The organism is Pseudoalteromonas distincta (assembly GCF_000814675.1).
GTDB lineage: Bacteria > Pseudomonadota > Gammaproteobacteria > Enterobacterales > Alteromonadaceae > Pseudoalteromonas > Pseudoalteromonas distincta.
In genome coordinates this window covers 439,859-464,055 of the sequence record NZ_JWIG01000001.1, presented here as the reverse complement: position 1 = coordinate 464,055, position 24,197 = coordinate 439,859, and the positions used below count along the sequence as shown (strand labels likewise).

General features: G+C 39.4%; 22 protein-coding genes. 11 read left to right on the top strand and 11 right to left on the bottom strand.

The features are described 5' to 3' along the window. Positions 1 to 8: 8 nt before the first annotated feature. A complete protein-coding gene (locus QT16_RS01995; protein ID WP_039485072.1) occupies positions 9 to 1,976 on the top strand; it encodes a hybrid sensor histidine kinase/response regulator in 1,968 nt (655 codons plus the stop codon). A 233-nt stretch (positions 1,977 to 2,209) separates the two neighbouring features. Further along, positions 2,210 to 2,830: a fumarylacetoacetate hydrolase family protein gene (locus tag QT16_RS01990; protein ID WP_039485069.1), complete on the top strand. Its 621-nt coding sequence runs from the start codon at positions 2,210 to 2,212 to the stop codon at positions 2,828 to 2,830. On the opposite strand, the gene QT16_RS01985 is transcribed toward QT16_RS01990, so the two are convergent. The 3 genes from QT16_RS01985 to QT16_RS01975 form a co-directional block, all read right to left on the bottom strand. After that, entirely contained in the window at positions 2,781 to 3,704 is a 924-nt protein-coding gene (locus tag QT16_RS01985; protein ID WP_039485066.1) for an ABC transporter substrate-binding protein, read from the bottom strand. The two genes, QT16_RS01990 and QT16_RS01985, sit on opposite strands and share 50 nt — an antisense overlap. 116 nt (positions 3,705 to 3,820) lie before the next feature. Beyond that, on the bottom strand, positions 3,821 to 4,873 hold the full coding sequence (locus QT16_RS01980) for an aldo/keto reductase (RefSeq protein ID WP_039485063.1): 1,053 nt from the start codon (positions 4,871 to 4,873) through the stop codon (positions 3,821 to 3,823). A gap of 18 nt (positions 4,874 to 4,891) precedes the next feature. Next, positions 4,892 to 5,320, bottom strand: a complete 429-nt coding sequence (locus QT16_RS01975; RefSeq protein WP_002958095.1) for an acyl-CoA thioesterase — start codon at positions 5,318 to 5,320, stop codon at positions 4,892 to 4,894. 776 nt (positions 5,321 to 6,096) lie between these two features. Here QT16_RS01975 and dinB point away from each other — a divergent pair. After that, positions 6,097 to 7,149, top strand: a complete 1,053-nt coding sequence (gene dinB / locus QT16_RS01970) for a DNA polymerase IV (protein ID WP_039485058.1) — start codon at positions 6,097 to 6,099, stop codon at positions 7,147 to 7,149. 129 nt (positions 7,150 to 7,278) lie between these two features. Further along, positions 7,279 to 8,799 carry a M17 family metallopeptidase gene (locus tag QT16_RS01965; RefSeq protein WP_039485056.1) on the top strand — a complete coding sequence of 507 codons (1,521 nt, stop codon included), beginning with the start codon at positions 7,279 to 7,281 and terminating at the stop codon, positions 8,797 to 8,799. 71 nt (positions 8,800 to 8,870) lie between these two features. On the opposite strand, the gene QT16_RS01960 is transcribed toward QT16_RS01965, so the two are convergent. Together QT16_RS01960 and QT16_RS01955 are read right to left on the bottom strand one after the other, a co-directional pair. Continuing rightward, the gene (locus QT16_RS01960) at positions 8,871 to 10,508 is read right to left on the bottom strand and encodes a methyl-accepting chemotaxis protein (RefSeq protein WP_039485054.1); all 1,638 of its coding nucleotides are present in this window, start codon (positions 10,506 to 10,508) and stop codon (positions 8,871 to 8,873) included. A gap of 142 nt (positions 10,509 to 10,650) precedes the next feature. Beyond that, on the bottom strand, positions 10,651 to 12,876 hold the full coding sequence (locus QT16_RS01955; RefSeq protein WP_039485051.1) for a S9 family peptidase: 2,226 nt from the start codon (positions 12,874 to 12,876) through the stop codon (positions 10,651 to 10,653). Between the two features lie 111 nt (positions 12,877 to 12,987). On the opposite strand from QT16_RS01955, the gene QT16_RS01950 reads away from it, so the two are divergent. After that, positions 12,988 to 13,392, top strand: a complete 405-nt coding sequence (locus tag QT16_RS01950) for an HIT domain-containing protein (protein ID WP_039485049.1) — start codon at positions 12,988 to 12,990, stop codon at positions 13,390 to 13,392. A 41-nt stretch (positions 13,393 to 13,433) separates the two neighbouring features. On the opposite strand, the gene QT16_RS01945 is transcribed toward QT16_RS01950, so the two are convergent. Then, positions 13,434 to 15,134, bottom strand: coding sequence for a DUF8614 domain-containing protein (locus tag QT16_RS01945; protein ID WP_039485046.1), 1,701 nt, complete (start codon positions 15,132 to 15,134; stop codon positions 13,434 to 13,436). 296 nt (positions 15,135 to 15,430) lie between these two features. On the opposite strand from QT16_RS01945, the gene QT16_RS01940 reads away from it, so the two are divergent. Beyond that, the gene (locus QT16_RS01940) at positions 15,431 to 16,270 is read left to right on the top strand and encodes an HDOD domain-containing protein (RefSeq protein ID WP_039485043.1); all 840 of its coding nucleotides are present in this window, start codon (positions 15,431 to 15,433) and stop codon (positions 16,268 to 16,270) included. 55 nt (positions 16,271 to 16,325) lie between these two features. Here QT16_RS01940 and QT16_RS01935 read toward each other — a convergent pair whose 3' ends face one another. Further along, positions 16,326 to 18,008: an amidohydrolase gene (locus tag QT16_RS01935; protein ID WP_039485039.1), complete on the bottom strand. Its 1,683-nt coding sequence runs from the start codon at positions 18,006 to 18,008 to the stop codon at positions 16,326 to 16,328. 172 nt (positions 18,009 to 18,180) lie between these two features. Here QT16_RS01935 and QT16_RS01930 point away from each other — a divergent pair, with 172 nt between their 5' ends. Further along, positions 18,181 to 18,669, top strand: coding sequence for an energy transducer TonB (locus tag QT16_RS01930; protein ID WP_039485037.1), 489 nt, complete (start codon positions 18,181 to 18,183; stop codon positions 18,667 to 18,669). 177 nt (positions 18,670 to 18,846) lie between these two features. Continuing rightward, a complete protein-coding gene (locus QT16_RS01925; RefSeq protein ID WP_039485034.1) occupies positions 18,847 to 19,299 on the top strand; it encodes an energy transducer TonB in 453 nt (150 codons plus the stop codon). 56 nt (positions 19,300 to 19,355) lie between these two features. Here QT16_RS01925 and QT16_RS01920 read toward each other — a convergent pair whose 3' ends face one another. The 4 genes from QT16_RS01920 to QT16_RS01905 form a co-directional block, all read right to left on the bottom strand. Continuing rightward, on the bottom strand, positions 19,356 to 19,592 hold the full coding sequence (locus QT16_RS01920) for an EF-hand domain-containing protein (protein WP_024598659.1): 237 nt from the start codon (positions 19,590 to 19,592) through the stop codon (positions 19,356 to 19,358). A 9-nt stretch (positions 19,593 to 19,601) separates the two neighbouring features. Further along, positions 19,602 to 19,838 carry an EF-hand domain-containing protein gene (locus QT16_RS01915; protein WP_039485028.1) on the bottom strand — a complete coding sequence of 79 codons (237 nt, stop codon included), beginning with the start codon at positions 19,836 to 19,838 and terminating at the stop codon, positions 19,602 to 19,604. Between the two features lie 186 nt (positions 19,839 to 20,024). Further along, positions 20,025 to 20,252, bottom strand: coding sequence for an EF-hand domain-containing protein (locus QT16_RS01910; RefSeq protein WP_024597597.1), 228 nt, complete (start codon positions 20,250 to 20,252; stop codon positions 20,025 to 20,027). Positions 20,253 to 20,276: 24 nt separating this feature from the next. After that, complete coding sequence (locus QT16_RS01905) at positions 20,277 to 20,510, bottom strand: EF-hand domain-containing protein (RefSeq protein WP_002961641.1); 234 nt, start codon at positions 20,508 to 20,510, stop codon at positions 20,277 to 20,279. 330 nt (positions 20,511 to 20,840) lie between these two features. Here QT16_RS01905 and QT16_RS01900 point away from each other — a divergent pair, with 330 nt between their 5' ends. The 3 genes from QT16_RS01900 to QT16_RS01890 are packed head-to-tail and all read left to right on the top strand — an operon-like array spanning position 20,841 to position 24,197. Continuing rightward, complete coding sequence (locus QT16_RS01900; RefSeq protein ID WP_039485023.1) at positions 20,841 to 22,298, top strand: sensor histidine kinase; 1,458 nt, start codon at positions 20,841 to 20,843, stop codon at positions 22,296 to 22,298. Position 22,299: 1 nt separating this feature from the next. Next, on the top strand, positions 22,300 to 22,845 hold the full coding sequence (locus tag QT16_RS01895; RefSeq protein ID WP_039485020.1) for a hypothetical protein: 546 nt from the start codon (positions 22,300 to 22,302) through the stop codon (positions 22,843 to 22,845). A 2-nt stretch (positions 22,846 to 22,847) separates the two neighbouring features. Continuing rightward, positions 22,848 to 24,197 carry a sigma 54-interacting transcriptional regulator gene (locus tag QT16_RS01890; protein ID WP_024597600.1) on the top strand — a complete coding sequence of 450 codons (1,350 nt, stop codon included), beginning with the start codon at positions 22,848 to 22,850 and terminating at the stop codon, positions 24,195 to 24,197.

Sequence of the window (24,197 nt, the reverse complement as noted above, 5' to 3'; positions counted from 1 at the left end):
GAGATTGTATGTTAGATAAAGTGACTCAGTTGCTGCTTGTAGAAGACGATGAAGATGATTACATACTCACCTGCGACTATCTGGACCAATTGGATTCACACACGTTTAACATTCAATGGATAAGCTCCCCTGAGCAGGCAATTGCAACGCTTAGCAAAAATGAGCACGACATTTGCCTGCTTGATTACCGCTTGGGTGCATCGAATGGTTTAGATGTATTAAAAGAAGCAATTGCCAATGGCTTTAGCGGACCCATTATTATGCTTACCGGGCAGTCAAACGACGAGTTAGACTCGGCGGCGCTTGATGCCGGTGCAGTAGATTACTTAATTAAAACAGAAATGAGTTCGAGCCGCTTTGCACGTGCTATTCGTTATGCTTTGGCACGTAAAGATGTTGAAGGCGAGAGAGTAGAGCGCTTAAAAGCTGAAGCCGAAAACCGTTCAAAAGATCGATTTTTAGCTCATTTGAGCCATGAGTTACGTACTCCTCTATCGTCTATTTTAGGCTACACCGAACTGTTAATGCAGAGCGATTTTAGTCAGCAAGCTGAAAATGAATTGGGTGTTATTTATCGAAATGGTAAACACTTATTGAGCTTGTTAAACGACGTGCTCGACTTATCTAAAATAGCAGCCGATAAACTGGAACTTACCCTAAGCGAAGTTAACCTTGATAGCATGCTTGCCGATGTATACACGCTAATGCGCGTATCGGTGCTTGATAAAGGTCTTACGCTGCGCTTTGAATCTCATCAGCCATTACCTTTGGTTGCACGACTTGATGCAACAAGAGTTCGTCAAATTTTAATAAATCTAATAAACAATGCGGTTAAATTTACCGATAAAGGCGAAATTGTTGTTAATGCGTGGACGCAATGGGTTGATGATCGCGAAATGCTATTTTTTAGCATTAAAGATTCAGGTATGGGCATTGCCCCTGAAAAACAAGAACTTATATTTAAGCCATTTGAACAAATAGCAGATGTAGAATCACGCTCTGTAGGTGGCGCAGGCTTAGGTTTGGCAATATGTGCTGAATTGTTAGCGCGTATGCACGGTGATATTAGTTTGCACTCTGAAATAGGCAAAGGTTCTACATTTACGATTTCGGTATATCCAGGTGATATTAGCGAAGTAGAACGACAAGTACTTAATTTTAGTAGTGCCCCACAATTACAAAGTAAATCGGCTCCATGCAAAGTGCATGGGCGAGTATTAGTGGTTGATGATTTACGTGATTTACGCATGCTAGTTGGTCATATGATCAGTACCTGTGGTGCGCGCGTAGATTATGCCGAACATGGCCAGCAAGCACTTGAAAAAGTACGCATAGCAGATGCGTATAAAGCGCCTTACGATATTATTTTTATTGATATTCATATGCCTGTAATGGGCGGCAAGGAAGCTACCATAGAGCTTAGAAAAATGGGCTACAAAGGCCCAATAATTGCGCTCACTGCCGCTACTATGAAAGGCATACATGAGGAGCTTGCTGCACTTGGTTTTAACGATGTAATACCAAAGCCTGTTGATAGCGCGGCTTTATATCAATGTTTGCAAGATTACTTGGTAGCGCCAGAGCATGCACCGCAAGCTAAAGATATAAATTGTAGTAATGGCTTAACCGAGAAAAAGCAGCGCTTTTTACTTGTGGAAGACGACCACGATGCAGCGCAAATTACGCAACTACTTTTAGAAAGTTTAGGCGTTGAAACCGTCATTGCGTCTAGCTGCGCACAATGTTTGCAAATACTTAATCACGACCAGCAATTTAATAAGGTATTGTTAGATATGCATTTACCTGATGGTCGTGGCGTTGACTTAGGCCAGCAAATTAATGAACGATACCCTGAATTACGTTTAGTGATTGTAAGTGGCGCAGAGCCAGATCCAAGAGAAATAAAAGATTTAAATATTGACCGAGTTTTACTTAAACCTATTAATTTGAGCTTACTTGAAACGCTTATTAGCTAGGGACTATTTACTCTTTGTTGCCTACATGGATGTAGGTAAGGCGCGTGAGCAGGACGCGAAAGCTTTGCTCGGTTTTTACTTATTCGTACAGGGATGTAAGTCAGTAGAATAACGCAGGAGCAGTTATCGAGCCCACTAGGTTACAAATCTCGCGCCGCGATTAAATAGCCCCGAGATTGAACAAATTTTAATCCTGAAAGGTCAACAGGTCCAATAACTGAGACATTATTTATATGCATTCAATAAAGTTAGTATCTGAAGAATTAACACCATCAAAAGTAGTGTGTGTTGGTCGTAATTATACAGCACACATTGCAGAGCTAAATAACGAAACGCCAGATCAAATGGTTTTATTTAATAAGCCAAATAGCGCAATTACTAATACGTTATTTGCAGCTCACAACGGCGATACGCTGCATTATGAAACCGAGCTATGTTTTGTAGTTAAAGATAAAAAATTTGCAGGTGTTGGACTCGGCCTTGATTTAACTAAGCGTACTGTGCAAAGTAAATTAAAAAATAAAGGGCTTCCATGGGAGCGCTCTAAAGCGTTCGACGGCTCTGTAATTTTAACTGATTTTGTAGCGCTAACTGATGCAATGAAGCACTTTACCTTTGAACTTAAAATTAATAATGAAGTGATTCAGCGAGGTGATACTCATTTTATGCTGCACAACCCTGACTCAATTTTACAAGAAATTAGTGAATTTATGAGCTTAGAAGACGGTGATGTAATAATGACAGGTACACCGTCGGGCGTAGGTGAGGTAACAGCTAAAAGTATTTTTGCAGTGGCGCTTTATGCTAATGATCAGTGTTTGCTTGAGCATCAGTGGCAAGTAAGTAAAAATTAATGACTTGCTGTTGGTAGTGTTTATCAAAGTCAGTAAAGGTGGTTTTAAGCCAATTATGCTGACTTTGTTGATACTCAGGCGATTGAAGTACATTATTTTTTAATGCGCGGTTAATTTTTTTAAGGGCTTGCTCTGCAAAATTATTAGGTGCTTTAGCCGCACAGCCTATTGCTCCTCTTATAAATTGAATGTCATTTTCTGCAATTGGCACACTTTCTATATTCGTATACTCCCCTTGTTTATTAAAGTAATCAGCCATAAACGGGTAATCAATTGAGTAGTCTAAAAAGCCGTGACTCAAGCGTGCTATAACAGCCTGACTTTCATTTTCGCTACTCCAACTTAACGAAGACTCTTTATCTCGCTTTGTATTTTCAATAATTGTATTAATTTTAGTTGTAAATTTACGAGCAGCCGCTTGCCCGTATACATATTGCGGGTCGGTTAATAAATTAATAAGGTGAATAGGCGAGCCGTGCTTTTCTTCTAATTGTGGCTTTAGCTCTTTAGTCGTGATAATTGAAAATGGGGGATATACCGTTGTTGGATTTGAGTAGTTAAGTTGTTGGTTATTATTTTTTTTATAAATAACACACGGAAAACATACATTTTTTCCTTCATTTAAATATTTATTTATACGCTGCTGAGGAACAATTAAGCGGGTATGTTTTACATCAGTTATGGTTCTGATGAGTTGCTCGGTTAGGTTGTCGCAAATACCGCCTTGTGGTGCGCTTTCACTTTTAGCTATATGAAAAGGGGGCGTGTAACTTTGCAGCCAAATAATCTCTTCTAGAGGTTGTACTTTTTGCTCAACGGCGTGCGCGTTGAATACAATTAATAAGCAAAATGCATAGTATCCCTTTTTCAGCATTGATAAATGTTCGTTGAATTAAGAAAACCTAATAAAAGTATAGTGTTGGTTGTAGTAGGGTCAAATATTTTAGTTAAAAGCAACCTCATTCAAGGCTGCTTTTAACTCATACATGCTTAATAAGGCATCGGGTGGTTTCTAAATATAGTGTTAATCTCACTAAGAATTTCGTCGTTTAGCGTTATGCTAAATGCGTCTATATCTTCCTTTAATTGAGCTATAGATGTTGCCCCAATAATTGAAGAAGTTACGCCATCTACTTGGTTACACCATGCTAAGGCTAGTTGTGCTGGAGTAATATTGTTTGCATGAGCCAGCTCAACATACTGCTTAGTGGCTTGCTCTGCATTGGGTGTATCTCTAAAAATACCGTTACGCTGCATGAAGGTCCAACGAGAACCTTCTGGGCGAGCACCATTTAGATATTTACCCGTTAATAAACCGGCCGCTAAAGGCGACCACGGTAAGTAGGCAATATCTTCGTGTACACATTGTTCTATTAAATACGGCCAGTCTTTAGCGTGCGCTAAGCTAAACTCATTTTGAATAGATACCATACGCGGTAAGTTATGCTCTTTGGCCAAACTTAAAAACTGGCTTATACCCCATGGCGTATCGTCAGATAAACCGCAGTGCTTAATTTTACCTGCTTTAACACATTCATTAAGGCCTTCTAGAATATCAAGCATACTAGCTTGTTGCTCTTGTGTATTTACATCGGTAAATTTAAGAGTGCCGGGCCATTGTCTGCCAAAGTGAGGGGTAGAGCGGTTTGGCCAATGTAGTTGATATAAATCAATGTAGTCTGTTTGAAGTCGCTTAAGTGAATCATCCACGGCTTCTATTACTGTTTGGCGAGTAATATTGCCGCCATCACGTACCCACGATAATCCATTGCCTGCAATTTTTGTAGCTAGTACTACATCGCCGCGTTTTTGTTTATTACGCGATAGCCAGTCGCCAATAATCTCCTCGGTTTTACCATAGGTCTCTGGCGAAGGAGGTACAGCATACATTTCGGCTGTATCAATAAAGTTTACGCCTTGCTCTAGCGCGTAGGCTATTTGTTCATCAGCGTCGCTTTGAGTATTTTGTTTACCCCAAGTCATACTCCCTAGGCACACTCGAGATACGTTTACGCCACTGCTACCTAGTGGGTTGTATTGCATAAAAATTCCTTAACTAAATTAGTTTTGAGCATGGCTGATTAAAGCCGATAAAAGAGGCTCGGAGATTGGGGCTTTTTGCCCTGTAGTAAAATCAAACATTACAACTTTAGATGCACCCGTAGTCGTTATTGCTTTTTGTGCATGGCTGTAAACGGTGTAGTTCATGGTAAAGCGATCTGTTTTAAGATCTGTAATTGTAACGCCTACAGTGAGTGTGTCGGGAAAAGTTACTGGGCGTTTATAGCGAACGTTATTTTCGCTTATTACTGGGCCCACACCGTTTGGGCTTATTGTGTCGAACAGATTTATTTTATTTAAAAAGTCGATTCGGGCTATTTCAAAGTAACGTAAATACACTACATTATTTACGTGTTGTAGCGCATCCATATCAGCCCATGCTACGGTGATATCGGTATGAATAGGGTGCTGATCTTTAAACGTTTGCATTATTTATTGGCCCTTGATTTTCAAAGTACTTAGATTATCAACATGGTGTTACGAGCTCAAGGTAATTAATGGCATGTTTTTTTTATAAGATGATTGTACCTGTTTAATTTTAGGTCTACAGTTAAATTACACAGACAAACACAAAAACACACAAAGGTAAAAATATGCAGAATATAATTAATTGGTCCTTAGCTTGTTTGGTTTTTATAGCTTCTTTTACCTGTTACGCGATGGGGAATGAATCTGGCGCTATCATTTTAATGTTGGCAGGATTTTTATTTGAGGTTATGTATTGGCTACGTGGTTATAAGAGAACGGAGGATAATAAACACTTTTTTTAATCGTTAACTAGGGCCTGTTGACCTTTCAGGATTAAAATTTGTTCAATCTAGGGGCTATTTAATCGCGGCGCGAGGTTTGTGACCTAGTGGGCTCGATAACTGCTCCTGCGTTATTCTACTGACTTACATCCCTGTAAGAATAAGTAAAAACCGAGCAAAGCTTCCGCGTCCTGCTCACGCCCCTTACCTACATCCATGTAGGCAACAAAGAGTAAATTGCCCCTAGGCAGAACCCTTCGGGCAGCGTATGTTTGGCATTTGTGCTACGTTATCGCCTGTTTATGGGGAATAACCACACTACATAGGCTCTGCCTTGCCTAAATACCAAACATACTGCTGCAAATTTAACCTCGAAAGATAAACAGGCCCTAGGCTTGCTTATCGCATGTGATTCTATAATAATGACTGTATAAATAACCAGTTATCGTTGTGGTGATGAAGAAGTTTATTCACATAGACATGGATTGCTTTTATGCAGCAGTAGAAATGCGAGATAATCCAAAACTTGCATGTGTACCGCTTGCTATTGGAGGCAATAGCCGACGAGGCGTGCTCTCAACCGCTAACTATATAGCTAGGGAGTATGGCGTACGATCGGCTATGTCGAACTATCATGCTAAACAATTATGCCCCGATTTAGTTATTGTCCCAGGGCGCATGGCTGTATACAAAGAAGCTTCAAACCAAATACGTGAAGTATTTAGCCGCTACACAGACTTAATTGAACCCCTTTCTTTAGACGAAGCCTATCTAGATGTAACAGACAGCACCGCATGTAAAGGCAGTGCCACACTTATTGCACAGCAAATAAGAGCCGATATTTACAATGCTACAGGGCTCACTGCATCAGCAGGTATTGCACCGATTAAATTTATTGCCAAAATAGCCAGTGACGAAAACAAACCGAATGGTCAATTTGTCGTTTTGCCTGATGAGGTCGATGACTTTTTAGCGCAATTACCGCTGGGGAAAATTCCAGGAGTGGGCAAAGTAACGCTCGAAAAGCTAAATTTAAAAGGCTTATATACCGGCAAGGATGTACGTGAAAAAGGCGTTAACTGGATGCAGCAACATGTGGGTAATTTTGGTGTGTCGCTATATCAAAAATGTGCAGGTGAGTATGTTGGTAAAGTATCCACAGATCGCATAAGAAAATCGCTGAGTGTTGAACATACCTACGAGTACAACAAAACAAGTTTGCAAGAGTGCTTAGATGAGCTGCCAAGGTTGTTAGAGGAATTAGTTTTAAGGCTTAATAAACAGCAGTTACAAAATCGTATTAATAAATTGAGTGTTAAGGTGAAGTTTGCAAATTTTGTAGTGACCTCAGCCGATCAGGTATATCACGAGCTAAATACAGAAATATTTGTTCAACTACTTACTAAGGCCTACCAGCGAGGGCTACAACAGCCTGTAAGATTACTTGGCATAGGCGTTGGGATTAAAAACGAGCCAGAACAAAACTTCCAACTTAGTATTCTCGATTAAGCTGTAAAGCCTGTAACTCCAAGTTGCCATTTATTGACAGGTTATGTGATTAGCTCATCGCTCCTTGCTGGTCTTCAATATTTAAATCGACGATAATAGGGGCTTATGTTTTCTAACAGGACCTTATTTATGGCATACCCTCAAGCGGTTAGTGCAAGCCTTGAATGCACATCTCATGATGCGCTTATTATTATTAGTAATGACTTTTCTCAGTTACCAAATAACTCATTACGTGATGCTATTTTAGCTCAAGCAAACGTAGATTCTCGCATCGGTAAGCAAGTTACTTTATTAGTAATTGAAAACAAGCGCGTTGTACTTGCTCCAACCGGTCCGTTAAATAGAGATTACGACGACGTGCGTCGTTATTTTGATGCTGCTAAATTAGCAATTAACGAAGCAAAAGCGTCGGGCAGTGTTAACCCTGCATTATTTTTACCAAATTTAAATGGCGATAGCCGTTATCAGCATGCTTTAGAAGTTGCTTATTTAGGCGCTTGCCAAGCCTTATGGCAGCCATTAGAAGCGCGTGAATATCACGGTGAAAGCATTGAACCTATTACACAGATTGGTTTAGTTGGCGCAAGCGAGCAAACGATTAAAGCTGTTAATGCCATTGCAGCTGGCCAATATGCAGCGCGTGACCTGTGTGGTACTGAACCTGAGCGTATGGCTCCTCCACGTTTTGCTGATTACTGCGTTGAATTGTTTAAAGGCTCAAACATTGCGGTTGACGTAATTGATGATATTGCAGCTATTGATAAAAACTATCCAATGCTAAGTACAGTTGCTCGCGCATCGTATGCAGTTGAGCGCCATCACCCACGTGTTGTTAAGCTTGAATATGTACCAGAGGGCGAAATTACTCGCACACTTATGTTTGTAGGTAAGGGCCTTGTATACGATACAGGCGGTGCAGATTTAAAAGTAGGCGGCCATATGGCAGGCATGAGCCGTGATAAAGGCGGCGCAGCTTCTGTTGCGGGCTTTATGAAAGCCGTTGCTGATTATCAGCCTAAAGGCGTTAAAGTGGTATCGTACTTAGCTGTTGTTCGCAACTCTATTGGCTCAGATTGTTTTGTGCCAGATGAAATTATTACTAGCCGTGAAGGTGTTCGTGTACGTATTGGTAATACCGATGCAGAAGGGCGTTTAGCAATGGGCGACCTGCTTAGCGAAATGAAAGATTTAGCTAAAGGTGAGATTAATCCAACGTTATTTACTGTAGCTACATTAACGGGTCATGCGGCACGTGCAATGGGTCCTTACGGTGCGTATGTTGAAAATGGTCCAGCTCGTAGTGCTGGTGTCTCACGTCAAATAGCTGACCTTGGAGATTTGTGGGCCGATGGCGCTGAAGTATCGCGTTCACGCCGTGAAGACTACGACTTTATTAAACCACGTACGCTAGCTGACGATGTTTTATCTAGCAATAACGCAGCATCTGCCGTTACAGCTCGTGGACATCAGTTCCCTATGGCGTTTATGGCTATTGTTGGTGGGCTTGATAAGCACGGTAACGACTCTGCACAGCCTCTACCTTATGTTCATATGGATATAGCAGGTAGCGGTGTTGAAGGCGGTGATTGGCAGCATGGTAAGCCAACAGCTGCATCAGTAACGAGCTTGTTTGCACGTTATTGTTTGTAAGCTAAAAAATTACATGTAATAAAAAAGCCCTGTTAATTCAGGGCTTTTGCATTTTATGAGAACGCTATCGATTAATCTAATTTAAAACGATTAACTACGCTCGAAAGACCTTCGCTACTTTGTTTAAGGTTATCACTGGCATCGGTAAGCTGCTTAGTATTATTTAATGATTGCTCAGTTGATTGAGATAGCTCATTAATACGCAAATTAACCTCGTCGGCAGCTTGCGTTTGTTGCTCTGTGGCACGTGCTATTTGGCTGTTCATTTCGGTAATAATTGAAACAAGTCGTTCTATTTCATTAAGTGAAGTATTGGCTGATGACGCCTGCTCCACGGTAGAAACTGAAAGTGCTTGGCTTGATTTAACTGCTTCTACTGCTGCTTTTGCACCTTCTTGTAGTTTAGTGATCATGGTTTGAATTTCGTCAGTACTTTGCCCTGTACGACTGGCCAGTGTTCTTACTTCATCTGCAACAACAGCAAATCCTCGACCATGCTCTCCTGCGCGAGCAGCTTCAATGGCAGCGTTTAATGCTAGTAAGTTTGTTTGTTCTGATATGCTTCTTATTACATCAAGCACAGAGCCTATATTATGGCTTTCGTTGGCTAAATCTTCTGTTACACGGCTGACTGTTTCAATGTTGCTTGAGAGTGTTTCTATTGCTGTAATTGTTTGCGCAACCACATTTTTACCCGTTGATGCGTTTTGTGCTGCATCCTTGGCTGCTTGCTCTGCGGCTTCAGCGTTACGGCTCACATCGTGTATTTGGTGAGTCATTTGCTCCATGGCAGCTGCAACTTGGGTTGAACTATCGTTTTGAAGCTCAATAAATGAGTGGCTTGTTCTACTTGAGTCGTCAACTGTATGCGCATGTTCGCTTACATCGTTTGCACTTTGTGCTACATGAACAAGTGACTCTCGCATTTTTAGAGCAAATAAATTAAATGAACGTGATAGTTCAGATATTTCATCATTACCGGATTCATTTAATTTACGGGTTAAATCGCCTTCGCCTTGTGAAATATCTTTCATCATATCGGCCGCTAAGCGAGTCGGTATTAAAATACTCTTACCTATAAAGTAACTAAGTAAAATAACAGCAATAATCATAATTATTGCACTGACGACTATAAGATTACGTTGCTCACTAAATGCTTCGTCAATTGAATCAAGGTAAACACCCGAGCCAATAATCCACTGCCATTGATTAAAACCTTTAACAAATGCGATTTTTTCAACCGGTTTATCTTTACCTGGTTTTGGCCATTTATAAGGGATAAAGCCCTCGCCATCTTTTTTCACTATATTTACCATATCAACAAACAATGATTTGCCGTCAGGGTCTTTGTTATTGGTTAAATCTTTTCCATCAAGCGCAGGTTTTATAGGGTGCATAACCATTGTTGGCTGATAATCGTTAATCCAAAAGTAATTGGTTTTGTCGTAGCGCAGTGCTCTTATTGCATTAAGTGCTTGTGATTGAGCTTGTTGTTGAGTGAGAGTGTTATCTTGTTCAAGCGCATAATAGTGTTCGATTATACTGTACGCCGTTTCTACTACATTTTGTGTTTTTATGTATTGCTCGTCTTTTAGCGAACTATATTGATGAGTTAGGCTCGATATACTAAGTATTATTAGTCCAAATACAACGATGGCTATTAACAGTGAAAAACGCTGGGATATACTAAAACTTCGTAGATTAGGCATACATTTATCCTCAAAAAGTGTGCGCTTTAGCGCATAGAATAAGCGTAGCTAAAAAAAGAGTTTAATCTAGGCTTAACGCCTATTAATGCAAAAAAAAGGCTGATTTATCAATCAGCCTTTAGTCTGTTATTACTTTACTTGCTTATTTAACGTCAAAATGGCGATTAAAGAAGTTTGTAATTGTTTGATGTAAGTGTGTTTGCACTTGTTTACCGCGTAGGCTGTGCTTAGATCCTGGGTAGGTCATCATTTCAAACTGTTTTTCGTTATCTTGCAGTTGTTTAAATAACTTAGTTGAATGCGTAAACAATACGTTGTCATCAGCCATTCCATGGTAAATCATTAATGGGCCTTTTAAGCCATCTGCATATGGAAATACTGCGCTGTCTTCATAGCCTTTAGCATTTGTATCGGGGTGACCTAAATAACGCTCTGTGTAATGTGTATCGTATAGAGCCCAATCGGTTACTGGAGCACCCGATACGCCGGCTTGAAAGTAATCGCCCGCTTTAAACATTGTCATAAGCGCCATGTAGCCGCCGTAGCTGTGGCCATAAACACCGATGCGTTGTGGGTCAACGTAATCAAGTGTACGTAAAAACTCTACGCCTTTAATTTGATCGGCAACTTCAACCACACCTAAATGTTTATAAATAGCATCTTCAAACTTTTTACCACGGTTGTACGAACCACGGTTATCCAGTTGAAAAATTACATAACCTTGTTGCGCCATGTACTGAAAGTACAAGTTTTTACTGCGCCAGCTATTCGTCACTCGTTGAGCATGCGGGCCGCCGTATACGTTAACAATAACAGGGTGCTTTTTGCCATCAGCAATGTTGCTAGGCTTAAATAAACGGTAATGCATAACTTGGCCATCTTCGGCTTTAATTGTGCCGTATTCTGGTTTTGTTAAGTCGCTTAAATAAGGGGTAAGCGGATGGTTACTATCAAGCTTATTTTCTTCAAGCCAGGTAATGAATTCGCCGTTTACTTTACGAAGCGCTGCTGAGTTTGGTTTATTATCAGACGAGCTATTATCGATAAAGGTTTTATTGTCTTTTGCTAGCACAACATTGTGGTACTGACCTTTTTCGGTAATACGTTTGGCATCGCCTTTTTTAAATAAAGGCGCGCTGTATAAATGGCTTTCAAGCGGTGTATCTTTTCGACCGGCAAAATACACAATGCCTTTTTTCTCATCAATACCTTTTAAGCTATCAACAGCCCAATCACCTGAGGTAATTTGGCGAACAAGTTGACCGTTTGTGCGATACAGATATAAATGTTTAAAGCCGTCTCGCTCAGATGCCCATACAAAATGTTTTTTGTCTTTTAAAAACTCAAGATCAAAATGTAGGTTTATCCACGTTTCGCTGTTTTCGGTCAGCGCTACTTTTTGGGCTTTAGTTTCGCTGTTATAAAAACGCAGTTCTAATTTATGTTGCGAGCGATTTTGCCATTGGTACGACAGTGTATTGCCGTCTTTTAGCCATTTTGCGCGTGCAATGTAAATGTCTTCATCTTTACCTAAATCAATCCAATCTACTTTTTGGTCGTTTAGCTTAACCACACCAAGTTGAATTTTAACGTTATCGGTACCTGTAAACGGGTAGCGCTGGTTAAATAATTTAACTTCGTCAGCGTAAATTTCGTTACGGATAGCTTCTTTTACAGGGGTTTCGTCAACGCGGGTATAGGCAATTTTAGTTTCATCACCTGACCACCAGTAACCTGTCATACGGCTCATTTCTTCTTGAGCAACAAATTCGGCCATGCCGTTTTTAATTACGCCGCCGCCATCTTTACTAAGCTGAATCTCTTTACCTGATTCAAGCTCTAAAGCATAAAGGTTTTGCTCTCGAATAAACGATACGTAGTTACCTTTAGGTGAAAAGCGTGCATCGGTTTCAAATGCTTCAGTGTCGGTTAGTTTTTTACTTTTAGCTGAGGCTAAATCGTAATAATAAAGGTCACCATTGAGTGGGAATAAAAGTGCTTTGCCATCTTTAGACCATTTGTATTCAAGTATGCCTTTACCAAAAATACGTTGGCGTTCGCGGCGTGCTTTTTCTTCATCTGATAAGTTTTCTGGGCCTGAAAATAACTTTGCTGAATCAACTAGCACACGGTTGGTGTTATCTTTTAGATTGTATTCCCATAAATCGTAGCGGTTGTAGTCATCGCTTTTGCCTTGTAGGTAAGTTACACGGCTGCCGTCAGGCGAAAATTTAAGTTGTACAGGTGATTTACCAGAAAGGCTCGGATCGTCAAAAATTCGCTCCAGCGATAAAGGTTTTGCTTGAACACTAATAGCGCCAACCATTAACGGTATAGCTAGTGAGAGGTGTTTTATTTTTTTTAGCACAAGGTTGCCTTAGCTTATTATAAATATTGCTTTGATGGTAAAGCCAAGCGTGTGCAACTGCAACTAAATGCTATAAAGTGGCGATTATCAAAGACAAAGTAGGACATAGCAATGACTCACCCTGAATTTAAACTAGCGCCAGAACTTAAACGCGACTGTATAGAACTTGCCGATTGGCCGTTGTGTAAAGTGCTTTTATTGAACGACAGCTTGTATCCGTGGTTTGTATTAGTGCCTAGGCAGGCTAACTTAAAAGAGATAATTGATTTATCTGAGGGTGATCAAATTGTTTATTTAAAAGAGTCAGCCAAGCTAAGTAAATTATTAATGGATGTATTTAAACCTGATAAATTAAACATAGCGGCTTTAGGTAATATGGTGCCGCAATTGCATATTCATCATATAGCGCGTTTTACGAATGATGCTGCATGGCCTGCGCCAATATGGGGTAAACACCCAGCAGTGCCTTATACAGATCTACAAATCACAGAGCTAAAAAAAGCGCTGCAGTTTTAAGCTGCAACGCTTTTTTAGGGTTTAACTAAGTTTAACTAAACTTATTTAAGCCCTAGTACTTCCTTACCTTGCTTAAATGTTACATCTACAGGGATATTAGCTTTACTTAGTTTTTCTAAGTCTTTAGCAAGTTCTTCTTTAATGTCGCCATGCGTTGCAATTAGTTGATCTACTTTTTCATAATCGCCATCACCTTGTAAGGTTAAAATTAAGCGAGAAAGCTTAGCCATTGCAATGCTCATTTTTTCCATATTAACGCGGTATAAGCCTTCTTCATTTTTAGAAAAAGCACCTTCTTGAGCAAAAAAGTTAAAGCGGATCATATTTGCTTTACCATGCGCGCTTGATGCGCCAAAACGAACTGAGCGGAATATACCTGCCATGAAGGTCGTGTAATAATCTTCAATAGTGCCTTCAGTAATTTCGCCTTTTTTAAGTAACTGTTCAATCATGTATAGACCTAAAATATCGGCTTTACCTTCTTCAAGGGCACTTGCGTGTTCCTGTAGTGATTGACGAACAGTACCTTTACCTGTGATTGTATTTTTAATACCTAAACCGTGAGCCACTTCATGGAACATCGTGTTGGCAAAAAATGCGTCAAAAGTAATGTGTTTACGCTGCTCTGGTACAATTAACTGCTCTGAAATTGGCACTAAAATTTTATCAAATTTAGCACGCATTGCGTTTTTAAGTTGCAGACGACGAGTTCCTTTTTCTAGCTGTACTTGCTCATCGTTTGGTAAGTTAATTGCAATTGTTTTACTACCCGCGTTTGAATGTCCAGCGTAGTAAACAACATCATATGCATTTAGGTCGGCGTCAGAGCCTGGTACTTCTTGTTTGTACTTAGCATCTACAGGTAAGCCTTTTTGAAGCTCAGGTAAAAATGCTGCAAATTTAGCTAAGCGTTCGCTCCATTTTAAATCTTTAATAAGTACGTAAGATTCATAAGCTGCGCGGTAACCAAATAATTGATCTTCATAAGTTTCAATTGGACCAATAACCACATCTACTGGGTTATTTTTCATATCCATCCAAGCAAAGTCAGATACTTGGAAGTCATCTTTTTGTAGAGCATCGGCACGCAAGTTTAGATAGTTAGCAAATTCTTTATCGTCAGCAAGTTTGCTTGCTTCACGTAAAATATCAGCGGCTTTTGCAAGCTCATCAGCGTATTCTTTTGAATATGGCACGCTGTAAAGCTTACCTTGCTCATCACGCTTAATTACAGAATAAAGCCCTGTTTTGTCTTCAACGTCTGCATTGTTTAACTCTTCTTTGGTTATATCAGCAGGGTAAAACTGTGCGCCAAGAGGTTTTTCTTTATAGCTGGATAAAAATGCTTCATCACCATTTAAACGATCCCATGGACCATAGTTAATATCAGCAAATTTACGTACTTTTTCATCGTTTAGTTTTGCTAAAAAAGCATCTTTATTTTCACCAAATGCTTGCTTCCAAAATAACTCATCCATTATTTTTGAAGCGTCAATAAGCTTTGCAACCATTGCTCGTTGATTATCGCTTAAGTGCGATAAATCACTTTGTAAGCTAAAGTCGGTGTAAATATCTAAACGTTGTTTATCTGCATTAATAAGCTTAGGGCCTGACTGTGCACTGCTTTTTTGAGCAAGCTCTACGGCTGTGTTGTCGGTAGAAGACGGCGCTTGTTCAGAACATGCGCTAAGAAAAACAACACCAGAGAGCATAATTGCTTGGCTAATTTTATTTAAGATCATTATATTGCCTGTTAAAAAGTAAGTTTAATAATTTGTACTGCTTTAGTTAAAATATTAAGTATGTACAAACGCTTCCTTATTGTGAGTGCATTAAAGCAAAACTAAATGGTAAATAGCAAGTATTTGGCGTTGTAAGGCAAGCATGAGCGGTAAAGCATTATAAATAAAAATAAACTTCTATAATTTTCTTAACTTTATCGGTAAGTTAGACAATACTAATTATATTACTAATACGAAAATTAACTGCCTGAGTTTGCAGTTACTTTACAGGCTGAACACAAAAGGATGGCAGCTTTATGTCTACAGAAAACGCTTTATTAACGATTCTAGTCGATAGAATAAATAACGATACGTTGGTTTTACCAACGCTACCTGAAGTAGCGATTAAGGTTCGCCAAGCTGCAGATAACCCAGATGTGAATTTAATCCAAATGTCAGATGTGATCTCACAAGATCCAGCGCTTTCAGCTCGTATGATAAAAGTAGCTAATAGTGCGATTATGGGACGTTCTGTAAAAGTATCTAATTTACAACAAGCAGTGACTCGTATTGGATTACGTCAAATTAAAAACATTGCTACAGCTATGGCTATGGAACAATTATTTGTATCAAATAATGAGCTAATTAAAGGCTACATGGGTAAGGCATGGCAAAAAACATTAACCGTTGCTAGCCATTCAATATCACTCATGGAGTTTTATTTAAAAAATAGTAAGCACACGTCACTAAACCGCGATTCTATTACACTCGCCGCACTTGTTTATAATATTGGTGTATTACCAATTTTAACTGAAGCTGAGCGCCACCCAGAGGTATTTGCTAATCCAAGCTTTTTGGCTCATGCAATTCAAAAGCTTAGCGGAAAGGTTGGCTCATCTATTATGCAAGCGTGGGAATTCCCTAAAGAGTTTGTTGATGTAGCTCAGAGCTGGGCTGACCCAAGTTACAAACCTGAAAAAGTAAGTTACGTGGATTTTATTCGAGTAGGGGCTATTTTAGAGGGCACGTTACAGGTTTCTGATAAGTCTGCAGCGCTGCAAACGTATATAGACAAAGGCGTTATACCGTCTATGCAGCTATTCACAAGTGATGAGTACAACGACATGCTAAAAGATGTGAAAAACATGTTTAGCTAAAAGTGCCTTCCTACACAACCAAAAAGGGTTAACTTGCGTTAACCCTTTTTTAGTTTTATTTTTCGGTGGTATTTTCTGTCTTAGTTTTTTCGTATCGCTTTATTCCTGCTACCCATGTTTGCAGTACATTTGTTTTGTATATCTCGTCAACAGGCACTTTAAAGTAGTCTTTATCAATTAAAATAAAGTCGGCCCATTTACCTTTTTCTAAACTACCCACCTTAAATTCTTGATGAGCTGCATAGGCGCCACCAAGAGTAAATGCACGTAATGCATCTTCGCGGCTTAGTACTTCACTTGCGCGCCAGCCGTTTTCCGGTAGTTTGTTATGATCCATGCGTGTAATGGCTGAATACAAACCATCAAATGGATTTGCAAGCTCTACAGGGTAATCAGAGCCTGCCGCAACCACCGAACCTTGCTGTAAAAATGTTTGCCACGCGTAGGCGCCGCTTAGTTGTTTTTCAGTTAAACGCTGCTCTGCCATATGCATATCTGAAGTGGCATGCACCGGCTGCATTGAAGGGATTATTTTTAACGCTTTAAAGCGAGGGATATCATCAGGGGTTACAATTTGGGCGTGCTCTATTCGGTTTCGTAGTAATATACCGCCCGTTTTTTTAAACACATTTTGATAGGCATCAAGTACTACTTTATTTGCTTTGTCGCCAATGGCGTGAGTATTTGCGCTAAAGCCGCTTTTAAAGCTTTGTGTAAAGAGTGCTTCGAGTTTCTCTTGTGTTTCAAGCATTAAACCATGGTGACCCGGTCTGTCTGCATATTCTTCAATAAGTGCTGCACCACGAGAGCCCAATGCGCCATCGGCGTAAACTTTAACACTGCGAATTTCCATAAAGTCATTTTTGTCGTGGTATCGGCCTGCCTTTAACATTGTGTCTAAATCAGGGCTTGCACCACTTAACATTGCCACAATACGTAGCGGTAAATTACCAAGGTCGCCGCGCTCTTTGTAAACCTCCCATGTGGTTTTATCAATACCTGCATCGTGAGTAGAGGTAATGCCTAAACTTAATAAATGTTTACCTGCTGCATCTAGTGAGTCACTTATATCTTGTTTAGAAGGGGCTGGCATATGCTGGGTAATTAGCGATTCTGCTTTGTCTACAAAAATACCCGTAGGATTGCCAAATTCGTCTTTAATTATCTCACCGCCTTCAGGCGCTTTTGTTTGGGCGTTAATCCCAGCAAGTTCGAGCGCTTTTGAATTAACCCAAATGGCGTGACTATCAACCCGCGAAAGAACCACAGGTCGATCGCTCACTACTTTGTCTAAATCTTTAGCTGTAGGAAAGCGTGTATCAGCCCAAAGCTCTTGGTTCCAACCTCGCCCAATAATCCAACCTTGTTTGTTATCGGCAAATACTTTTAGTTTATTTGTTATTTCATCAACCGATGTTGCACCGCGTACATCAAGTTGCGATAAATTATCGCCAAGGCCAATAACGTGCCCATGAGCATCAATTAAGCCTGGTAATAAGGTATTACCGTGCGCGTCAATTAGCTTGGCATCTGGGTAGCTATCTTTAAGTGTATCGCTACCTAGTTTTACTACCTTGCCATTTTTAATAACGAGGGTAGTAAACTGCTGTACTTCACCTTGATATAAAGGGGTATAACCATTGGCGTTATAAATTACTTTTGTTTGTGCAAGAGTGTAACTAGAACTAGCGCAAAGGCTGGCTAGTATGAGTGGTTTGATTATTTTTTTGAGCGGCATAGTTACTGAATTTTTATTGTTAATTTACTTACATTAACAAACTTGATTTTATAATACCAATGAATTGATAGGCCTCATTTTAAGGTTTTTCTCTATACTAACTGTTTACAAAATAGGTAATTGATGTAATTATTTAGTATGTAAAACAATCAATAAAGCATAAGGAAACGCTATGAAAGCCCTCTATTTATTACTCCCATTAACTTCATTACTTGCGGCATGTGGAGCAACACCTACGACAGAGAAAACTGTTGAAAAAATAGATTATATAGATTTATCAAGTGTTGAGCTGCGCGATAGGGTGAAAGACTATTGGAGTATTTTAACAAGAACAGAACCACGATATCCAATAAAAGCTGCAAAAAAGGGTCTTGCAGGTTGTGTAGAACTCATGACTATCATTAATTCTGAGGGTAAGGCGCAAGGGTATAAAGTAATTTCCTCATATCCTAAAGGGTTATTTGATGAAGCCGCAGCGCGATCTTTAAATACATGGGCCTGGCTGCCTACTGCCGTAAATACAACCAAACAACCTATACTTACTCATATTAGAATTGATTTTATGATTGATTCAATACCTGTAGGTAAAAAATATCTAAAAAATTGTCCGGCTGGCGAAACATTTCAAGTAACAGGTAAAATTAAAAAAATCTCCTACTGATGAACATTTCAAGTAAAGTGAAAATTATAGGTTTGAAAAAAGTATTTCTTTACCTCACTTTAAAGTTACCTTCAGTGTGTGTAATATTTTGGATCGAACTTTTATAAAATCTGATGGGTATGAGTTTAATACGAATATTACAAATAACTAAATAAGCATCAAGAATAAGGAAATGCTATGAAAGCCCTCTATTTATTACTCCCTTTGAGCATGATGCTGACAGCCTGTAGCTCTATGTCTGATAAACAAGTAAACGATGAAATGCCGAGTTTTATTGATTTATCAAGTCCTGAACTGCGAAGTAAGGTAGGTGAATACTGGGATGTTGCTAAAAGAGTTGAGCCGCGATATCCGATAGAAGCTGCAAAGAAAAGCATTTCAGGCTGTGTTGAGTTTGCTATGTTAATTAATTCACAAGGTAAAGCACAAGGGTATAAGGTTATCTCGTCTTACCCAGAGGGCGTGTTTGATAATAATGCGGCAGCTGCTGTGGGTTTATGGCGCTGGAAAGCGACAACTGAAAATACGAGTAATCAACCTGTTCTAACTTATCTCAAAATGGATTTTATGGTGAGCCCAAAACCTACTGATGCAGAGTATTTGGCGCATTGTTCTAAAGATAAAGCCTGAACGTAATTAATAGATATAAATATAATAAGCTAGGTGTTTTTTACCTAGCTATAAAACTACTTACTTGCATATAAGCCATATTCATTTAATGCTAATTTACCGTCTTTGTCACTATCGTAGCTTGAAAACCGTGACCATAAAGCCGGGTCTATAGCGGTTTCTGAACGTGATAAAAAACCGTCTTTATTCCTATCTAGCTTTTTAAATTGCTTTGCAATGTCATTACTTGCGGCAAAACTAAATGTGCTAAAAATACTAAACGCCAGCAGCGTTATATAGCTAATACTTTTCATACAAATCACTTAGTAAAGGTTGTTAGTTAGATAACTTTTAAATTCGACTAGCGAAATTTGGTTATCTTGGTTTTTGTCCCATTTTACAAATGTGTTTAATAGTTGTGGTTGGGGAGCAAGTTCGTCATGCGTTAAATAGCCACTTTTGTCGCTATCGAGGTGATCAAAGCGTTGCTTTACATCAAGTGCAGCGGCATCAAAGCTTAATAGCATTAAGATGCTTATAGTAAGGGGAAGTATCTTCATGGTGTTCCTTCCAAAAGATGTATTTAAAGTTTGTGGCTAAAATAAAGTGAAAAGGAAAAAGCACTTGCCGTAATTTAACTCCCAACATTAAATCCTTTTACACACTCCCTCAGGGATTATGGCAAATGCTTTTAATTCCAGTTTACCTATAACAAGCTTAAGTAAAGCTTAATCAGTAATTACTCATTAAGGTTTAAAGCTTTCAAATTCTTTTTTTGAGACCTTTTCATCACCGTCTTCATCTAAGTCGGCAAATTGTCTCATTACTTCCTTGTCTTCCTTTGCTTCTGCAATTGATATTTGTCCGTCCATGTCTTTATCTAAGTGGGCAAAACGCACATTTGTTGGCGATGCAATTACGGTGGCACTAATTGCTAAAAACATTAATGAAAAAGCGGCTATAAGTTGTTTCATAATCACGTTCCTTATTAAATGAGTTTATTGAATAAATTTTTTGAATTCATCTAGCGACAATTGCCCATCTTGATTAGTATCAATTTGAGAAAAATTCTCGTGTAACACAGCATCTTCACCTGCTTCGGCTTCACTTAATGTGCCGTTACTGTCTTTATCAAGTTCGTTAAAAGTCGCGTGAACGTCCATTGCGTGTGCATTAGCGCCTAAAAAGCCTAAAGCCAGTAATGATGAAATTACTAAAATGCGTTTGTTCATAATTATTTCCTTATTGATTAAAGTTATTACTCCTATTACAAAAATGGTGCCAATAATAATTGTTGTTATTTTTCAACTGGTTATTGTTTTAGCTTTAAGCCAGTGAGAAGTTTTTACTGGGTTTATTGTAATTTTTGTGCGCCTTTTGCAACACTATTTAATGGGGTTAAAAGGGAGTTTATTAAAATCAACGAGTTACGTTGTCTCTATTTGGCGACACATTGTTTTGTAGTGCTGGCTGTTAATCGTATTAAATATAATTGCTGGTTCAGCTAGTGTATAAGGTAAGCACTTAATAATAGAACGCTTAACTTAAAAGGACTAAACGAAATGCCAGCAACCATAGCTAAAAAATACCAAGCAATGCTTAACTGGCGGCCTAATTTAATTGGGCAATTTGCAATGAGTATGCTGCTTTCGCTACTTCCGCTTTCTATAGTGGTGATCGTATTTTTAAATGCGCTTAATAAGCAATTAGCGGTTACTCAAAGTATTGTGAGTAGCAACTACCAAGTTACCAAATCGTTTAACACTTTAAAGCAAGAGCTCAACAGCCTTGAGCGCGCCACTAGGCAAAACTGGGTATTAAAAAGTGAATCGCTAGATAAGCTCATTGTCGATAAATGGCAATCATCCCTACAAAGCATTGATGAACTCAAATTTGTAAACACGAATAAGGAGTATATTCACCAATGGCAACGCTTATATACCACCTTACAAACCGCGCATGTAAAACTCGTTGAGCAAAAACAACAACAAGCTGAGCTATTTGTGCCAGTGAGCGATTTAATTGCTGAGCTTACTTTATGGTTACGTGATAAAAACGAAGCGCAAATTACCAATAACCAAAATGAGCTTACAAGCCTGCAAGCGTCATTTATAAACTGGCTGGTGGCACTTATTCCACTGACTTTAATTGTTGGGGGAGGTTTTTTATGGCGCATAAGTGGGCGGCTAAAAGGGTTAACTACGGTTATTGATAAGCTTGGGCAGGGGCATTGGCAGCAAAAAATATCTGTGAAAGGTTCAGCTGAGCTTGTTGAGCTAGGAGAAAAGCTCCAATGGGTACAAGAACAGCTTCATATGCTTGAGCAGCAAAAAGATACTTTTTTACGCCATGTAACTCATGAGCTAAAAACGCCGCTTGCTTCAATGGTTGAAGGCACTGATTTATTAACTGATGAAATAGTAGGCCCAATTACCGCTGAGCAAAAAGCGGTGCTTGAGCTCATTAGCCAATCTATGGTGCGCCTTCGCACAATGATTGACAGTTTGCTGAGTTATAATGCGATTCGCACCAGTAAAGACAGCTTAAGCGAAGTTGAATTTAGTCTTCTTATTAATAAAATTAATAGCCATTTTGAGCATCGCTTAACTGCGCGTCAGCAAGCTCTGCAGTGGCAAAATACTTTACCGAACAAACCGCTTGCTTTACCTAGTGAGCTTATTGAGATGATTTTAATTCAGCTTATTTCAAATGGCTTAAAATTTTCAGAAGATAAGCAAAGCGTTACTATTAATTTAGCGCTTGAGCAAAGCCAGCTTTGTATCGTTGTGATTGATAAAGGGTGCGGTATTAAAGAGCAAGAAAAAACTCAAATTTTCAGCGCATTTTATCAAGGTAAACACAGTAAAAATGTTACGCTGCAAGGCAGTGGACTGGGTTTAACTATTGTAAAAGAGTCTGTTGAACAGCTAAGAGGTACACTTAGTGTTGAGCATAACGAGCCACATGGTTGCCGGTTTTCAATTAAAATTCCCATAACAAAAAATCTAGGAGTTAATTAACATGCGCTTGCGTTTAATCGCTATTTTATGTGTGCTCAGTAGCAGCATGGTTATATCAGGTTGTGAAATTAATAATGGGCAAGAAGAGCGTGTGTCAATTACACCTGCACCTGTGGTCGATACAAAAAAAACGACCGACAAAAACAGTAACCCTAGTCCAAAACCTAGACCAAAAATTGAACCAAGCTATCCTCCTGCAGAGCAGGTTATTGCATGGCATGCTAATCAGTGTGGTGGATTCAAATTGGTACCTAGCAAAGATGTTTTTACAGGCGAAAACGAGCTTAAACGCTTTTTTAAGTTCATGTGCTTAAACATAAATGATGATCCAAATACGGTAATGACTCAGTTGCTAAAAATCGATCTTGCTTACTTTTGGCCTGATGACATAAAGCAATATTTATGGCTTCAAAAGCAGCAAGTAACTATGCAAATAAATGCTAAAAAAGAGCAGCAAGCACTTAATAATAAAATGCAAGAAACCCTCTCATCGTTAGCAACGATTGAGCAGCAACTTTTACTACGAGAAGAAACGAAGGAGCAGTAACGATGGCCGCAACTAAAGTACAAGGTGCAAAAGTATTACTCGTAGATGACGACGCTAGCTTATTAAAACTGCTCGCTATTCGTATTGAATCAAAAGGATACGAAGTAACAACCTGCGAAAGCGGCTTAACCGCACTACAAATACTTAAAAGCCAAGTGTTTGACGCCGTAATAACCGACTTACGCATGGATGAAATGGATGGTATGGCACTGCATCGTCAGCTGCAAAGCCGCTACCCAGCATTACCTGTCATTATGATGACAGCGCACGGCTCAATTCCTGATGCCGTAGAGGCAACTAAGCAGGGCATTTTTGCATTTATAACTAAACCAGTGGATAAAGATGAGCTATTTGACAGCCTTGCTAAAGCGATAGAAATTCATGGTGTTAACGCCGATGAAGCTGCACCTAAAAGTAATATAGTTACGCGCAGTGGTGCAATGCTGCACTTGTTAGAGCAAGTAAAACTACTTGGGCCAACGCAAGTTAATGTACTTATTTCGGGGGCTAGTGGTACTGGTAAAGAGCTACTCGCACAGGCGATTCATCAGCATAGTCATGTAAGCGGTGGCCCTTTTGTTGCAATTAACTGCGGCGCTGTACCTGGGGAGCTTTTAGAGTCCGAATTATTTGGTCATAAAAAAGGCTCGTTTACGGGTGCAATTAAAGATCACCAAGGTTTGTTTCAACAAGCACAGGGTGGCACGTTATTTTTAGACGAAATTGGCGATATGCCGCTTAACTTACAGGTTAAGTTACTGCGCGTATTACAAGAAAAAACAATTCGCCCAGTAGGTTTTCAAGAAGAGATAGCAATTGATGTACGCATAGTGTCGGCAACACATAAAAATCTTCCTGAAGCTATTTTAAACCAGCAATTTAGAGAAGATTTATACTATCGCTTAAACGTAGTTAATTTAAAATTACCGCCACTGTGTGAACGCCGCGAAGATATAAGCTTATTAGCACAGCACTTTAGTGCAAGCATTGCTAAGCGCATGAACCAGACTGAAAAACACTTTGCAAGCGATGCTATGCATGCGCTTGTACGTTACGATTGGCCAGGTAATATCCGCCAATTACAAAACGTAGTAGAGCAAGTTGTAGCATTAACGCCAAGCGATGTTATTTCAGAGCACTTAGTGTTAGCTGCGCTAAATAGTAACGAAACAAACGTAGAACCATTATCACTAAACGACGCTAAAAAAGAGTTTGAGCGCGACTATGTAATTAACACTTTAAAAATGGCAGGTGGTAACGTAGCTGAAGGCGCTAAGCTTGCCAAGCGCAATCGCTCAGATTTTTATAAGTTGATTAAAAAGCATAATATTGATGTTGATAATTTAGGTTAA